Source organism: Streptococcus mitis (assembly GCF_965111735.1).
GTDB lineage: Bacteria > Bacillota > Bacilli > Lactobacillales > Streptococcaceae > Streptococcus > Streptococcus mitis_DR.
This window is the reverse complement of record NZ_OZ217346.1, coordinates 1237756-1253738: the sequence shown is the minus strand read 5'-3', so window position 1 is coordinate 1253738 and position 15983 is coordinate 1237756. Positions and strand designations below refer to the sequence as shown.

Genomic DNA, 15983 nt, shown 5'->3' with positions numbered 1-15983 from the left:
ATATGGTTTCTTATTTTATGAAAAAATATGCGATGTCAGAAAAAGGCGCTCTTAACTTAAAAAAAGCCATATTTTCACACACGCTTGTTAATTTAACTAAATTGTTCGCACCAATGATCGGTTTTATGTTTCTGTTTCAGTATATAGGCATTTTAAAAAGTATTGAGAGTTACAATTTTACTTCTATTCATTATATTGCACTAATTGTAGTAATGATGATTGTGATGTTCTTAATAGCGAGGTGGGATTATGTAAGACTTTACACCAATGTGTACAACGAGAGTGCAAATTCAAGAATTGAGTTAGCGGAAAAGTTAAAGAAATTACCTCTTTCTTATTTTGGTAAAAGAGATTTGGCAGACCTTGCGGAAACCATGATGAATGACATGAACTTATATGAAACAATTTTTTCTCATGCTGTACCTCATATATATTCAACGGCTATATCCACAAGTATTATTGCTTTAATGCTTATCTTCTATAATTGGAAACTTGCACTTGCAGCCCTTTGGGTAATTCCCATTTCTATTTTGATTATATTTTTATCAAAGAAAAGTCAGAAAAAAATAGTACAAGGCTGGATAGATGATAATCGTAAGGTTTTTGATAATCTACAGGAAAATATAGAGCAGATAGAGCAAATAAAATCTTACAACTTAGAAGATAGGATGTTAAATGATTTTTTTAAAAAATTAAATGCATCCACAAAACAGAAGACGAAAGGTGAAGTTGTAGCCGGAACACTTACAGGAATAGCTGCCGCAATTTTAAAGCTTGGAATTATAAGTGTTGCCGTTATCGGCGTCAACATGCTTATGGCAGGGGAGGTAAGTGCGCTGGTTTATATCGCATTTTTAATGCTTACAGCAAGTATTTATCTTCCTATAGAAGGAATAATCACCTTTATGTCAATGATAGTTATGCTTGATGCGGTTGTAGGGAGAATAAAGGAAATAAAGACCATGCCTGTTCAAAAAGGCAAAAAAGATATTGACATTAAAAATTACGATATTGAGTTCAAGGATGTTTATTTCGGATATGATGATTATTCTGTAATAAATTGTGTGAGCTTTACTGCAAAGCAGGGTGAAATCACTGCGCTAATCGGTTCAAGCGGAAGCGGAAAAACAACTCTCACCAAGCTTGCTGCAAGATTTTGGGATATAGATAAAGGAAAGATTTTGATAGGGGGAGAGGACATCGGTAAAATTGATCCGGAAACACTCCTTAAAAATTTCTCTATCGTTTTCCAAGATGTTACTCTTTTTAATTCAAGCATAAAAGATAATATAAAAATCGGTAAAAAAGATGCTACAGATGAAGAGATTATAAGAGCGGCTAAAATAGCAAGATGTTATGAATTTATAGACAAAATGCCGGATGGAATAGATACAGTAATAGGTGAAAACGGACAAAGACTTTCAGGCGGAGAAAGACAAAGAATCTCAATAGCAAGGGCAATACTAAAAGACGCACCAATCATATTGCTTGATGAGGCTACAGCATCTCTGGATGTTGAAAATGAAAGTCTAATTCAAGAGGCTTTATCCGAACTTATAAAAGAAAAAACGGCAATTGTTATTGCTCATAGATTAAGAACAATAAGAAATGCAAACAAAATCGTTTTATTAAATGCCGGAAAAATAGAAGCGATAGGGACAGATGAAGAACTTTGTAAAAGCTCGGAATTTTATAAAGCAATGCTTAGAAAATCAAATATTCAGTGAAAACTTATTTAGAAGGAAAATATAAAAATGGAAAAATTAAGAATTAAAGATTTAGTTACGATAGGTGTATTTACAGTAATATATTTTGTACTTATGTTTGCTTCGGGAATGATTGGTATTGTACCGATTTTATACTTGGCATACCCTACACTGGCAGGCATTATAACAGGAATAGTTATAATGCTCTTTATGGCAAAAGTTCAAAAATCATGGGGATTATTTATACTTGGGTTGATTTGTAGTCTTTTAGCAATTGCAATGGGAAATACATATGTAATATTGATACATGCTGTAATCAGTATGGCAATTGCGGAACTTTTAAGAAAAAAAGGAGAATATAAATCATTTAAATTTAATATGCTCTCATTTGCCGTATTCAACACTTGGATTTGTGGTTTCCTTATGCAAGTTTTGTTGGCTAAAGACAAGGTTATTAAACTGGCGGAAACAGGCGGTATGGGTCACGATTATATAATGAAGCTCATAGCACTTTTGAATTATCGAAGTATGGTATTAGTATATATCGGTGCTGTTGTCGGCGGGATACTCGGCGCATATATCGGTAAAGTCTTTTTGAAAAAGCATTTCGAAAAAGCTGGTATTGTATAATGCTCGTTTCTTTAGACAATCCATATAATCCCAATCCAATTAGTAAAATTTTAGTAAGTTTTTCACTTGGATTTGCTGTATTTTATAAAGTAAATACCTATTTTGAATGGGGAATTGTGCTTCTTATTTCATTTCTTTTTTTAATGAATGGATTTAAGAAAGAAGCCTTAAAAAACATATCATTTTTTGGGGTTCTTTCTTTGATACCTAATCTTGATGTAATTAGAAATATGAATGCGATTTTAATGATGTTTTTTATGCTATTTGCTGTATGTAAGATGTTTTATCTTCCATTTAGTGCGGGAAGTTTTTTTTTAAAAACATCGGATGTAGGAAGTGTAATATCCTCAATGGATAAAATGAATTTACCTCGTACTGTTTCTATACCAATTGCTGTAATGTTTAGGTTTTTTCCTTCATTTAGGGAAGAAAGTCACAATATAAAACTTGCTATGAAAATAAGGGGTATTACATTTAAAAATCCAATTTCATACATCGAGTATGTAATTGTGCCTTTACTTGTTATGTCTTCTAATATTTCTGATGATATTGCAAAGGCAGCAGAAACAAAATGTATTGAAAATCCTGTTAAAAAAACTAGGTACATATCCGTCAAAACGAAAACAGTTGATTTTGTTTATGTGCTTTCAATACTGATTATGGTTATAGGAGGAGCTTTATGGTAGAAATTGAAAATTTATCTCTATCTTATGGAAATTCTCCTAAAGTGTTAAAAAACATTTCTTTAGATGTAAAAAAAGGCGAATGTGTATTATTTACTGGGAAAAGTGGTAGCGGAAAATCTTCAATTATAAATTCTATCAATGGGTTAGCTGTACGATATGATGGAGCTTCTATGGGTGGTACCATCAGGATTGATAATAAAGATATTAAAAACCTCGAATTATACGAAATATCGCTCTTAGTATCAAATGTATTTCAAAATCCAAAGACACACTTTTTCAATATAAATACTACTCTTGAATTACTTCTCTATTTGGAGAATATAGGACTTTCAAAAAAACAAATGGATGAGAGACTAAATGATATGTTGGATTTGTTTCCGATAGAACATCTTTTAAATAGAGATATTTTTAAGCTTTCGGGTGGAGAAAAGCAGATTTTATGTATTGCTGCAAGTTATATATCTGGAACGGAAATCATTGTTTTAGATGAGCCTTCATCAAATCTTGATGAAGAAAACATTTTAATCATAAAAGAAATGCTTATAAAACTTAAAGATAAGGGGAAAACTCTTATAATCTCAGAACATAGAATATTTTATCTAATGGATATTGTAGATAGAGTTTTTTTGATTAAAGATGGGGAAATACAAAAGGAATATACTCAAATAGATTTTATGAAAATACCGTCTGAAAAGCTAAAGAAGTTAGGTTTAAGAAATAAGAATAGAGTAAAACTTACAGTACCCGAAAATGAAAATAAGGGAAATTTAGAAGTAAAAAACATTGAATTTAAGTTTAATGGCATAGATAAAAAATTGCATTTAAAAGACCTCTCTTTTGAAATGGGAAAAATTTACGGCATAGTAGGAACAAACGGACTTGGTAAATCCACTTTGCTCAGATGCCTTATAGGCTTAGAAAGAAAATCGAAGGATGAAATCTATTTGGACGGCAAAAGACTTTCAAAATCAGATAGGCTAAAAATATCATCCCTTGTAATGCAGGATGTTAATCATCAGCTTTTTACCGATTCTATTGCAAGTGAAGTAGGTCTTGGAATAAAAAATATTGAAAGTAGTTATGTTGAAAATATTCTGAAAAAACTTGATTTATATGAATCAAAAGATCGTCATCCAATGAGCTTGTCAGGTGGACAAAAGCAAAGGGTAGCAATTGCATCTGTACTATGTAAAAAATCTAAACTTATGTTTTTTGATGAGCCTACTAGTGGAATGGATTATTGCAATATGATGAACATATCCCATCTGATCAACGAATGTAAAAGCGATAAGAAAATAATATTCATTGTTTCACATGACCAAGAATTTTTAAATTCGATAGCTGACAATGTTATATATTTGTAAATATCCATAGTGATACTCATATTTGAAAAATCAAAATAAAGGAGATTTAAAGATGTAAGGAGATAAAAATATGAAATATCATGACATGATAATAGAAAATATAAGTGTATGTGAATTTCTTTTATCGTGTGAAAGTAAGATATTTTGTTTAGGAAAATTTTTATGCGTTATTAAATAATATAATAGAAAAAGAATACATTTCTAAAAGAGGACTTTTTACGCCAAAGTGTAGAAGTCCTCCTTTTTTATTATCACTAACGGAAAAGGAGAGAATGGGAGTCGCTTAACCTTATATTCCATTCATAATGGCCGTGCGATTGAGGGGACAAGAGTTCTAACGGGTGATGTTATCGGTGAAACACCAGATAATACAGGTTTGAAAGTTTCTTATCAAAAGTATAAGAACAAGAAAGAAAAATTGGTGTATGTCAATCCTCAATTTTATTTCCCAAAAGTCATTCAACTTCAGACTACTATTTTACCAGCAATTAGTCAGTTTGGTGGGGATGAGTTTGAATGAGCAAAACATATTTATGAGTTTTTGAAATCTCAAGGGCCAAGCGGTGGTAGACACCAGAATAAACCGACTGACTAGGTGGCTTACAGGTTCTGTAAGTCGTCTTTTTTACTTTAATAGTAATGTTTTACATTTTAAGGAGAACGCAGTTTTGGCTCGTTCTCTTTTTTTGTTGTGATACTTCTTTCAAGGAATATTTGATAGGATTGGAGTGAAAAAAGATTAACTAGGAAAGAAGGAAGTATATGGAAGCCATTTATCAACGTGATTCGGATCAAGATGGATTAACTGATGCTCAAGAATTGGCGCTAGGAACCAATCCTCTTAGCGCAGATTCTGATGGTGATGGTCGTTCAGATTTATTGGAAATAGAAGAAGGAACCAATCCCTTAGAAAAGGATTTACAAGACATAGACCAAACAAGTCTAACGGAACCGTCATCAGTATTTATGGAAATGAAACAAAAGATTTCAGATATGATGGAGAGTCACTACAAGGAATTTATACAGGCTCTGATTAGTATTGAAACAGGGATTGAAAACCAACAAGACCTAGAAGACTTATATACTTACTACATGAGAACAGATGCCGTTTCTCTTTTGTCTAGTGATTTAGAAACCAGTCCTCAAGAGGTTGAAATGGAGATAGAGTTGTAGGGAAATCATGTGATTCTCCTATTTTCGTATAGATGAAAGGAGCGAGTATGGAAGTAATGCAATTATTGGCTATGTTTCGTGGAACGATTCCAAAAGATAGGGAGAAAATGGACCTATTTCTTCGTTATCAAGCGCAACATTTTGATGAGAAATGGCAGGACTTGGTAGAGAGTTTTTTGGCTGAAGAGAGCAAGATAGAAGAGATACCTCATGTCTATTCATTTCATCAAGATATTATTTCTTTCCTAGAGGCTAGTTCTGAAAATAATGACCAAGATTTAGAAAGTTACACAAGAAATTTTGGACAAGCAGGTCTAAGTAAATTATCTCAATTAAGTAATTTTGAGAAAAACTTGGTGCTAGAAGTCGCAACCTATAACCTTTCCACTCGATTTTACATCCAATCTGAAAAAGAGAAGTTAGAACCATTAAGTGAGCTTGTATTTCATCAGAATCAGGATGTCAATTTAGTCAATGTCTATCGGGTTGCGAATAATCTATCTGACCGTGTTAGTAGAGATATAGAGGAATTTCTTCTAATGGTTGACTCAAAAGAGCTTAAAAAAGAAGTTCTTGAGATTCATTTTGAAGAAAAAGAGGGAGATGTTCTAGCTTATTTGGGTTCTGAATTAGTGGCTACTTTAGATACCGTGACGGATCTTGTCCATCATGAAGAAAACTACCAACAACTCCCACTGACACAAAAGCTGAAGATTATTACTCATTTTGATGATGTAAAAGCTAGAAGCGAAAAGTCTAATCAAGTAGAGGAAGTTTTATCTCCTTCAAGTGGTATTGAACAGGAAACGGAAGAAACGAACTCTTTTTCTAATGTCGATAAAATTGTAGAAGAAGCTTTGAAGGAATATCCAATCGGTTCACAAGTAAGTTATAAAGGACAAGTATTTCAGTTGGTTTCGATTGAAAATGCACAGTTAAATGACTTAGTTCGCCTAGAGTTATTCAATGATTCCAACCAGTTATTTGAAGAGAATCCTATCTTATACTTGAACACTTTGGAAGAGATTGAACAAGTATTGTCTCTCGTAGAACTTGAAAAAGAAGATTCAGAGATTGAGATTGATTCATCAAGTAAAAGTCAGGAAATAGATTTGTTTTCCTACCTGGAAGAAGAAAATGAAAATGAAAAGGATAAGGACAAGGAAACAAAACCTTTAATTTCGGGTATAAAAGAGACGGATGTCCCTGTTCAAGATTTTGTTTTTCCAGATGATTTAGAGGACTTTTATCCTAAGACAAATCGAGAAAAGATTGAAACGAATATCGCCGCAATTGAACTTGTTAAAAGATTAGAAAAAGAGGGACGACAAGCAAGTCCAGAAGAACAAGAACTACTAGCCAAGTATGTTGGATGGGGTGGTCTTGCCAATGAATTTTTTGATGAACTCAATCCAAAGTATGAGGCAGAACGTTTAACTCTTAAGAGCTTAGTAAGTAAATCAGAATACTCTACCATGAAACAAAGTTCTCTCACAGCCTATTATACAGACCCGATGATTATTCGCCAGATTTGGCAAAAGTTACTGGATGATGGTTTTGAGGGAGGAAGAATTTTAGATCCTTCTATGGGGACTGGGAACTTCTTTGCGGCGATGCCTAGAAGTATACGAGAGAAATCAGAACTCTATGGAGTTGAATTAGACAGTGTGACAGGCGCAATCGCAAAACAACTTCATCCCAATACTCATATTGAAGTGCGAGGATTTGAAGAAGTGCCCTATCAAAATAATAGTTTTGATTTAGTCTTAACGAATGTTCCTTTTGGAAATTTTCGCATTGCCGATAAAAACTATGATAAACCTTATATGATTCATGATTACTTTGTCAAACACTCACTTGATTTAGTAAGAGACGGAGGACAAGTGTCGATTATCTCATCTATTGGGACAATGGATAAGCGGACAGATAATGTCTTACAAGAGATTAAATCCAACACTCATTTTTTAGGGGGAGTTCGTTTGCCGGATACGGCTTTTAAAAAGATTGCAGGTACTCGAGTGACCACAGATCTCCTCTTCTTTCAAAAGGATCAAGCAAAGAATCTTAATGAAGAGGAACTTGTTTTTAGTGGTTCTATTCTCTTTGAGGAGGATAAGCGTGTCTGGATCAATCCTTATTTTGATGGGAAATACAACACACAAGTTTTGGGTGAATATGAGGTACGTAATTTTAATGGAGGAACTCTCAATGTTAAGGGGGTATCAGAAACATTAGCTACTGACATAATGGAAGCATTAGAGAATGTGGAAGAACCTAAACCAATTGACAATTCTTTGAAAGCACCTGTTTTTATCCAAGAAGAAGTGGATAATTCTATTCCAAGTCGTATACGTGAGGACTTAGCGCTCTATTCTTTTGGATATGAGGGAAATCAAATTTATTACCGAGATACGCATGGCATTCGGAAAAGTTCAAAAGTGGACGAAATTAGTTATTATGTAGACGAGAAGGGAGATTTTAGAGCCTGGGACAGTTCTTTGTCTGTACATAAAATAGATCGATTCGTGCAACTTCATTTGACAGATGAGGAAGCACTAGATGTATACAAGTCAGAAGAAGCGAGTAAAAGAGGGAAATATAAGGGCTTGTTCAAAAAAACGGTCTTTTATGAAAGTCCCTTATCGGATAAGGACATTAGTCGCATTAAGGGAATGGTTGATTTAAGAGAGACCTATCAATCCTTAATTGAAATTCAACGCCATCAAGATTATAGTAGAACAGATTTTCAGGTATTACTTAGTAAACTCAATCGTAACTATGACCGTTTTGTAAGTCAATTTGGATACTTGAATGCCTCAGTCAATCGGAACTTATTTGATAGTGACGATAAGTATTCTTTACTAGCAAGTTTAGAAGATGAATACATCGATTCTAAAGACCAGAAAGTAAAATATAAAAAATCTTTAGCCTTTGAGAAAGCATTGGTTAGGCCGGAGAAAGTGATTACAAGAGTATCAACAGCTTTAGATGCCTTAAACTCCAGTTTATCGGATGGTAGAGGGGTTGATTTAGACTATATGGTATCAATTTATCCCGAACATAGCCAAGCTGCTATTTTAGATGAGTTAGGAGACCAGATTTTAATGGATCCAGAAAGCTATTTAAGAGGGGAAAGAAAATACCTTTCTAAGAATCAGTTTTTATCAGGAGACATTCTCAATAAGATAGAAGTAGTTCAACTATTAGCAGAGGAAAACAACCAAGAATATGACTGGTCCCATGCTTTAGATTTGTTAGAATCTGTTCGCCCTCCACGGATTCATCTGGCAGATATTGAGTTTAAAATAGGCTCACGTTGGATCCCTCAATCCGTTTATGGTAAATTTGCCTTTGAATGTTTTACCAATCGTGAATTTGAATTGTCTTCGTCAGAGGTTGCACAGGTCATTGAAGTGAATCCTGTTGATGGGCAGATTCATTTAAGGACATCATTTGCTTATCGCTATCCAAGTGCCAAAGATAGTAGTCTTGGAGTCAGTGGCTCACGTTATGATACAGGAAGAAAGATTTTTGAGAATTTACTAAATTCAAACCAACCGACGATTACCATGACTGTTACGGAAGGAGAAAAGAAAAAGGCCATCACAGATTTGGAAAAAACTTCGGTTCTAAGAGCGAAAGAGCAGCATTTACAAGAACTCTTTCAAGACTTTGTCTCACGGTATCCAGAAGTCCAACAAGTCATTGAAGAAAGCTATAATCGTCTTTATAATCGGACGGTTAGTCGAGAGTATGACGGTAGTCATCTAGTCATTGATGGCTTGGCACAAAACATCAGTCTTCGTCCTCACCAAGAGAATGCCATTCAAAGAATCGTAGAAGAAAAAAGAGCCTTGTTAGCTCATGAGGTAGGTTCAGGAAAGACCTTGACCATGCTTGGTGCTGGGTTTAAATTAAAGGAGTTGGGGATGGTTCATAAGCCCTTGTATGTAGTACCCTCTAGTTTGTCTGCTCAATTTGGCCAAGAAATCATGAAATTTTTCCCTACTAAAAAAGTCTTTGTGACCACTAAGAAAGATTTTGTGAAGGCGAGAAGAAAACAATTTGTATCACGTATTATTACAGGAGATTACGATGCTATTGTCATTGGGGATTCTCAATTTGAAAAAATCCCTGTCAGTAAGGAAAGACAGATGAACTATATAGAGGATAAACTCAATGAACTACGAGAGATTAAAACACATTCTGAAAATAAGTATACCGTTAAAGAAGCGGAACAATCAATAAGTGGTCTAGAGAAACAATTGGAAGAACTCCAACGCTTTAATCGTGATAGTTTTATTGATTTTGAGAACTTAGGAATTGATTTTCTCTTTGTGGATGAAGCACATCACTTTAAAAATATTCGTCCAATTACTGGACTTGGGAATGTAGCAGGTATTACCAATACAACCTCTAAGAAGAACGTGGATATGGAGATGAAGGTTCGACAGATTCAGGAAGAACATGATTTTAAAAATATTGTCTTTGCGACAGGAACACCTGTTTCCAATTCTATTAGTGAGTTGTATACTATGATGAACTATATTCAACCAGATATCTTAAAACGCTATCAAGTTGATTATTTTGACTCTTGGGTAGGTGCTTTTGGAGAAATTCAAAACTCTATGGAATTAGCTCCTACAGGGGATAAGTACCAACCTAAGAAACGATTTAAAAAGTTTGTCAATCTACCTGAGTTGATGAAAATCTATAAAGAAACAGCTGACATTCAAACACAAGATATGTTGGATTTACCTGTTCCAGAAGCTCATATTATCCCTATTGAGAGTGAGTTAACTGAAAACCAGAAACTCTATCTAGAAGAATTGGTTATGAGGTCAGATATGGTCAAATGTGGAACAGTTGATCCGAGTCAGGATAACATGTTAAAGATAACAGGTGAGGCACGGAAACTAGCAATTGATATGCGTTTATTGGACTCTAGTTATAGTCTAGCAGACAATCATAAACTGCTTCAGGTAGTGGATAATGTTGAAAGAATTTATCGTGAGGGAATGGAAAATAAGGCTACTCAGATGATTTTTTCAGATATTGGAACACCTAAGAAAAAGGACAATGGCTTTGATGTTTATTCTGAAATAAAGGCTTTATTAGTGGATAGAGGAATCCCTAGTAAGGAAATTGCCTTTGTACATGATGCCAATAGTGATGAAAAGAAGAATAGCTTGTCTCGAAAGGTCAATGCAGGAGAGGTGCGGATTCTTCTTGCGTCAACTGAAAAAGGAGGAACAGGTTTAAATGTTCAGAGCAAGATGAAAGCAGTTCATCACTTGGATGTACCGTGGAGACCAAGTGACATTCAGCAACGCAATGGACGGATTATCCGACAAGGAAATGAAAACAAGGAAGTGGATATTTACCACTATATTACCAAAGGTTCGTTTGATAATTATCTATGGGCAACTCAGGAGAACAAACTCCGTTATATTAAGCAGATTATGACTTCTAAGGAGCCGATTCGTGCTGCAGAAGACATTGATGAGCAGACCATGACAGCTTCTGATTTTAAGGCACTAGCAACAGGTAATCCTTATCTTAAATATAAGATGGAACTAGAGAATGATTTGACCCTATTAGAAAATCAAAGACGTGCCTTTCAACGCAGCAAGGATCACTATCGTCATACAATCTCTTACTGTGAAGAAAATATGCCCATTCTTGAGAAACGATTAAGCAAGTATGAAGGCGACATTCAACAGTCTGAAATGTCGAAAGACCAGGCATTTTCTATGACAGTAGGTAAGCAAGCGTTTGATCAACGAGCTGAAGCAGGGGAATCCCTACACCGTCTTATCCGTCATAATCAAGCTGACAGCAAAGAATTTCGTACCCTAGCAAGCTATCGAGGATTTGACATTAAAATGCTTAGTCTTTCAACAAATCAACCTCTTCCTGAAACCTTCTCTGTTAAGATTGTAGGAGAAAATCAATATTCTGTCAGTTTAGATTTGTATTCTCCTTTGGGGACAATTCAAAGACTTCAGCATACGATTGATCATATTAAAGATGACCAAGTGAAAACTCAGAACTTATTGGATGAATTAAAGGATAAATGGACTACTGCCAAGGTAGAAATTGAGAAAAATTTTCCAAAGGAAGAGGACTATCAAACAAAAAAGGCCGAATACAATGTACTCGCACCATTGATTGAAACAGAAACGGATTTAGATATTATTGATCAAGCCTTAAGACAATTCCACGAAAAAGGAAAAGAAAAGCAAGAACAACTTTCTTTTGAATTAGATTAAAAAATAGATACAAATAGCGGACAAGAAAAGAAAAACGCGGTAGAATAAAGATAGAAAGAAACGAGGTAACGATTATGATGGAAGATACCTATTATCAATTAGAAGAGGCCTTAGTACAGGGATTTCAAACACCTGAAGAATACCAAGCCTACAAGGAGTTAAAGGAACATTATGAGGAAGTGACAGGGGATTACAGTTTTTCTAAACGAGAACTCACTAGTCAACTGGAAATCTCTCTTCAGAATCATCGAGGTGTGGACTTTGAAGAACATGAAAAAGAGGAGTATTTGGACTTAGTTCAAAAATTAGAAGAGTTTGATTCCTCTCTTGCCACCCATTATCGTCAATTGATTGACTAGAAAGGAGAAAGTCATGAATGATTTACTCCTTATCCTAGTAATTTTTTTAGCAGTAGGAGGAATTCTCATTCTTTTATGGAGACTCTTTCTTATTGCCAGTGGGCTTTTTCTTATTGGTTTTGTAAGTTTTCTTATTTTCGTAGAGGTCTATGGAATTTATTTGTTCTTTACAGAGACTGAACTTTACACGGAAGATTTGGCACAGAATGGATTATTTGGTTTTACGACTTTCTTTATCATCTTTAACCTTGCTTTGCTTGTCTTGGCAGGCTGGGCAGGGTATAAGTGGAAGATAAGATGAATAAAATGGAGAAAACTCTAATGGTTCTTCTCCATTTTTTTATCTAATTGCTAATGTTGAAAATCGGAAGTGAAATGATACTTTCAAAGAATTCATTTTGGACACTAGCAAACGAAATAGAGCCCTGATGCAAATCAACAATTTGTTTTGAAATTTTTAGCCCAATTCCAGTCGTTCTAATTTTAGAAATATCAATGTTTTTAAAAGATAATTCATTAAGTTCAGCAATTTTTTCTGGTGAAGCTCCCTGTCCATTATCTTTGATTTCGACAATTACATTTGTATTTTTTTTGAATAAGTTGATTCTTATTGTGCAACCCTTTTCGTTATGTAAAACAGAGTTGTAGATGATATTATGGATAACTCTTGTGATTAAAAACTGCTCAATCATGATAGATTGATTAACAAGTGAACAATCGTAATCAAATTCAAATTCAAATTCATTCCAGATTTCTTGATTTAAAATATGGATGAGAATGTCTTTGAAGAAGGGGATAATTTTTGTTTCAGTCTGATTTAATTGAAGATGACCGGATGAAAGGCGGGCTACTATATTTAAGTCATTTAAAATATTTTGGATGTAATAGGATTCTGTCAATATTGGGCGAATATGCTTTTTAGACTGTGTATCTAGTTCAGAATCATTTAACAAGGACGCGTTAGAAATGATGACAGAAAGAGGTGTTTTGATATCGTGTGCAATTCCTGAAATCCATTGCTCTTTAAAGACTTCATTCTCTTTGAGTAGAGTATCGGTTTGATTAATTGCAGTTGTAAGATATTCTAGTTCTGATGTAGAATTTATTGGATTTTTCAAACCATCTGGGAGATTCTGAATAGCAGTTACAAGAGGCGCAATTTTACGATTGATATGCGTCACACCATAGTAGTAAAGAAAAGCGAAATAAAGGCAGTTGAAAAGCAATACTCCAAATGCTACTAGTGGAATTAGGCGAATACTATCTATATCTAAGTAATTATAACTATAACGAGCAATTTTATCTTTTGGAAAACCAACAACAATGATGTAGCCACCTTTTATCTGACTAAAAACAGGATAATCTGAAAGATAATAGCGAGAAAACTGTAAAATGTCCCCATAGTCAAATTGCGAAGGAATTTCTGTAGGTTTATACTGTTCGTACACTTGTTTTCCAGTCTGCTTATCCAATACCATTAGCCATAACTCTTGTTCTTTTAGACTAGAGATATCTTTTTTAGGTATGTGGACGTTATTTTTTGTGATGGTAATGTGTTCAGAAATTATTTTTACAGTCTCAGTAGCAGTTTGCTTTTCCCTAATGTAGAAAACAAAACTGGCAATTAGAATAATATTGGTAATAAAGATAATGATGGAAAAAAAGATAAATTTCTTTAGTGAATACCTTAAAATTTTGGTTTGGTTCATAATCATGATAACAATTTATATCCCAGCCCTTTAGCTGTCTTTAAATATTGAGGTTTTGAAGGATTTTCTTCTATTTTTTCTCGAATTTTCCGAATATGTACAGTCAAAGAGTTTTCATAACCAAAGCTATCCACTCCCCAAATCGTATCACAGAGAGATTCAGTTGAAACGATGTAATTTTTATTATCGTAAAGTTTTTTCAAAATCTTAATTTCAATTGGTGTAATAGAAATTTCTGCTCCATTCTTTTGTACTGTTGCATTCCGAAAACTTACCAAAGTCTGTCCAATCTGTATTGCTTCCTGTTCTGATTTATAGCTTCTCCGGAGCAGAGCCATAATACGATAGATAAGATTTTTTGGAATGAAGGGTTTTACGACATAATCATCACCACCAGCATTGAAACCAGCTACCTCATCTTCAGGATTATTTTTGGCAGTCAGAAAGAGGATAGGAGTATCGCCTTTTTTTCGGATATGTTTTGCTAATGTGTAGCCATCACCATCGGGGAGCATAATGTCCAAAAGGAAAAGGTCGAACTGCTCTGTTTCAATCATGCCCAAACTAGATTCTATATCATAGGCTGATGTTAGATTGGAAAATCCGTATGCAGTGAGAATATCTCTTATGGAAGAGTTTAAAATTTTATCGTCATCAATAATAAGGATGTGCTTATTCAGGAGTTGTTGTTCGAAATTCATAATCTTACCTCGCTTATCTATATTATACCATTTAAAAGAATGAAAAAAGCAAGATACTTTAATCTTAATGTAAAATTAAGGTTAGCTTAGTTTAAAATTAATCTAGCATGTCTATAATAAAGACATAACCTAGATAGAGATACTTCTCAAATAAATTTTAATCAGTGAGGTATTTCCAAATGGCTAAACAACAAATGAATCTCGTTGAGATTGAAGGAATGAATTCTCTTCAAGAATTAACTCTTGAAGAACTTGATAACGTTCTTGGTGCTGGTAGTGGAATAATTCATTTTATTCAGACAAAACAATGGTGATAGTGAGTCACCAATTAGATATTGTGAATTATGTTGATTCTATTATTTTTGTTGATAAGAGTAGTAGAGATGTTATCAAAGATACTCATGATAATTTGATTTATAGAAATCAAAATTATAGAAAATTATTTGATTTAGAGGAGGAAGTTCATAATGATTAGTAATGTTTTACAGATAAAAAACTTACAAAAGGGATTTAAGGACACTCAGGTAGTTAACCTTAGTTCCTTATCAGTTCAACAAGGTGAGATTTATGGTTTTCTAGGTCCAAATGGAGCTGGGAAAACAACCACCATGAAGATAATTTTGTCTTTGATTTCTCGTACAGCTGGGGAGATTGAAGTGTTCGGTCAATCTATAGGTACGGACAAGCAGTATCTTAATCAGATTGGCTCTATGATTGAAGAACCGTCTTATTATCCTAATTTGACAGGCTATGAAAATCTCTTGGTCTTCCAAAAAATCCTTGGATTTGATAAGAAAAATATTCAGGAAACATTGAAAATTGTTGGGTTAGATCAACCTAAAAACAAGAAAAAATTGGTTAAAGATTATTCTTTGGGTATGAAACAGCGCTTGGCTTTAGCCTTTGCCTTAGTCAAGAAACCGCGTTTGTTGATACTGGATGAGCCAACAAACGGGCTAGACCCAGCAGGGATTCATGAAATTCGGGAACTGATTATCAAGTTGGCAAAAGAACAGGGCATTACTGTATTTATCTCTACTCATATCCTTTCTGAAGTAGAGCATATAGCTGACCGTGTGGGGATTATCAATCATGGTCAACTGGTTTACGAGGGAGAAATTCGTAAAATTCAGTCTAATAAATGGCTGGAAGTGCGTGGGGATTTTAGAGGTCGACGTGAAGCCATTAGCCAAGTGTTATTTGGTTATCCGTGCAAGATGTTGGAGATACAAGAGGATAAACTCAAGCTGACTAACCTTGCCGATCAGCAGATTTCTAGTTTGTTACGAGATTTAATAGTCGAGAAAGTTCCAATTTATGAAGTGAAGCAAGAACAAGAAACCTTGGAATCTATCTTCCTCAACTTAACCAAGGAGTGAGTCT

General features: G+C 34.3%; 12 protein-coding genes and 1 pseudogene. 11 read left to right on the top strand and 2 right to left on the bottom strand.

What is annotated here, in order from left to right; all coding sequences use genetic code 11:
* The first annotated feature begins 2 nt into the window (after window positions 1-2).
* The 9 genes and pseudogenes from ACLV7W_RS06085 to ACLV7W_RS06045 all read left to right on the top strand — a co-directional run bounded on the left by ACLV7W_RS06085 (window position 3) and on the right by ACLV7W_RS06045 (window position 12491).
* Window positions 3-1727, top strand: a complete 1725-nt coding sequence (locus ACLV7W_RS06085; protein ID WP_049510001.1) for an ABC transporter ATP-binding protein — start codon at window positions 3-5, stop codon at window positions 1725-1727.
* Between the two features lie 21 nt (window positions 1728-1748).
* On the top strand, window positions 1749-2336 hold the full coding sequence (locus ACLV7W_RS06080; protein WP_049510000.1) for an MptD family putative ECF transporter S component: 588 nt from the start codon (window positions 1749-1751) through the stop codon (window positions 2334-2336).
* Window positions 2333-3022 (top strand): energy-coupling factor transporter transmembrane component T, encoded by a 690-nt coding sequence (locus ACLV7W_RS06075; RefSeq protein WP_162837406.1) that lies wholly within the window; start codon window positions 2333-2335, stop codon window positions 3020-3022. Before ACLV7W_RS06080 ends, ACLV7W_RS06075 begins: the two co-directional genes overlap by 4 nt.
* Window positions 3016-4386 (top strand): ABC transporter ATP-binding protein, encoded by a 1371-nt coding sequence (locus ACLV7W_RS06070; RefSeq protein WP_048773348.1) that lies wholly within the window; start codon window positions 3016-3018, stop codon window positions 4384-4386. Before ACLV7W_RS06075 ends, ACLV7W_RS06070 begins: the two co-directional genes overlap by 7 nt.
* Before the next feature lie 247 nt (window positions 4387-4633).
* Window positions 4634-4903: pseudogene (locus tag ACLV7W_RS06065) on the top strand (CHAP domain-containing protein); the annotation flags it as partial.
* Window positions 4904-5148: 245 nt separating this feature from the next.
* On the top strand, window positions 5149-5559 hold the full coding sequence (locus ACLV7W_RS06060) for a thrombospondin type 3 repeat-containing protein (protein ID WP_049510505.1): 411 nt from the start codon (window positions 5149-5151) through the stop codon (window positions 5557-5559).
* 47 nt (window positions 5560-5606) lie between these two features.
* Entirely contained in the window at window positions 5607-11831 is a 6225-nt protein-coding gene (locus ACLV7W_RS06055; protein ID WP_411865631.1) for a DEAD/DEAH box helicase family protein, read from the top strand.
* A 74-nt stretch (window positions 11832-11905) separates the two neighbouring features.
* On the top strand, window positions 11906-12190 hold the full coding sequence (locus tag ACLV7W_RS06050; protein ID WP_000969643.1) for a DUF5962 family protein: 285 nt from the start codon (window positions 11906-11908) through the stop codon (window positions 12188-12190).
* A gap of 13 nt (window positions 12191-12203) precedes the next feature.
* Entirely contained in the window at window positions 12204-12491 is a 288-nt protein-coding gene (locus ACLV7W_RS06045; protein ID WP_411865630.1) for a DUF5966 family protein, read from the top strand.
* 43 nt (window positions 12492-12534) lie between these two features.
* Here ACLV7W_RS06045 and ACLV7W_RS06040 read toward each other — a convergent pair whose 3' ends face one another.
* Together ACLV7W_RS06040 and ACLV7W_RS06035 are read right to left on the bottom strand one after the other, a co-directional pair.
* Window positions 12535-13905 (bottom strand): sensor histidine kinase, encoded by a 1371-nt coding sequence (locus ACLV7W_RS06040; protein WP_411865629.1) that lies wholly within the window; start codon window positions 13903-13905, stop codon window positions 12535-12537.
* Window positions 13902-14600 carry a response regulator transcription factor gene (locus ACLV7W_RS06035; RefSeq protein ID WP_150922494.1) on the bottom strand — a complete coding sequence of 233 codons (699 nt, stop codon included), beginning with the start codon at window positions 14598-14600 and terminating at the stop codon, window positions 13902-13904. Before ACLV7W_RS06035 ends, ACLV7W_RS06040 begins: the two co-directional genes overlap by 4 nt.
* A gap of 179 nt (window positions 14601-14779) precedes the next feature.
* Between ACLV7W_RS06035 and ACLV7W_RS06030 the strand changes: the two genes are divergently transcribed.
* Both ACLV7W_RS06030 and ACLV7W_RS06025 read left to right on the top strand, forming a co-directional pair.
* The gene (locus ACLV7W_RS06030) at window positions 14780-14914 is read left to right on the top strand and encodes a type A2 lanthipeptide (protein ID WP_078238172.1); all 135 of its coding nucleotides are present in this window, start codon (window positions 14780-14782) and stop codon (window positions 14912-14914) included.
* 153 nt (window positions 14915-15067) lie between these two features.
* Window positions 15068-15979 carry an ABC transporter ATP-binding protein gene (locus tag ACLV7W_RS06025; protein WP_150922497.1) on the top strand — a complete coding sequence of 304 codons (912 nt, stop codon included), beginning with the start codon at window positions 15068-15070 and terminating at the stop codon, window positions 15977-15979.
* The last annotated feature ends 4 nt before the right edge of the window (window positions 15980-15983 follow it).

Coding starts and splice junctions, on each gene's coding strand:
- ACLV7W_RS06085 (WP_049510001.1), top strand. CDS start 3: ATGGTTTCTTATTTTATGAAAAAATATGCGATGTCAGAAAAAGGCGCT.
- ACLV7W_RS06070 (WP_048773348.1), top strand. CDS start 3,016: ATGGTAGAAATTGAAAATTTATCTCTATCTTATGGAAATTCTCCTAAA.
- ACLV7W_RS06060 (WP_049510505.1), top strand. CDS start 5,149: ATGGAAGCCATTTATCAACGTGATTCGGATCAAGATGGATTAACTGAT.
- ACLV7W_RS06055 (WP_411865631.1), top strand. CDS start 5,607: ATGGAAGTAATGCAATTATTGGCTATGTTTCGTGGAACGATTCCAAAA.
- ACLV7W_RS06050 (WP_000969643.1), top strand. CDS start 11,906: ATGATGGAAGATACCTATTATCAATTAGAAGAGGCCTTAGTACAGGGA.
- ACLV7W_RS06045 (WP_411865630.1), top strand. CDS start 12,204: ATGAATGATTTACTCCTTATCCTAGTAATTTTTTTAGCAGTAGGAGGA.
- ACLV7W_RS06040 (WP_411865629.1), bottom strand. CDS start 13,905: ATGATTATGAACCAAACCAAAATTTTAAGGTATTCACTAAAGAAATTT.
- ACLV7W_RS06035 (WP_150922494.1), bottom strand. CDS start 14,600: ATGAATTTCGAACAACAACTCCTGAATAAGCACATCCTTATTATTGAT.
- ACLV7W_RS06030 (WP_078238172.1), top strand. CDS start 14,780: ATGGCTAAACAACAAATGAATCTCGTTGAGATTGAAGGAATGAATTCT.
- ACLV7W_RS06025 (WP_150922497.1), top strand. CDS start 15,068: ATGATTAGTAATGTTTTACAGATAAAAAACTTACAAAAGGGATTTAAG.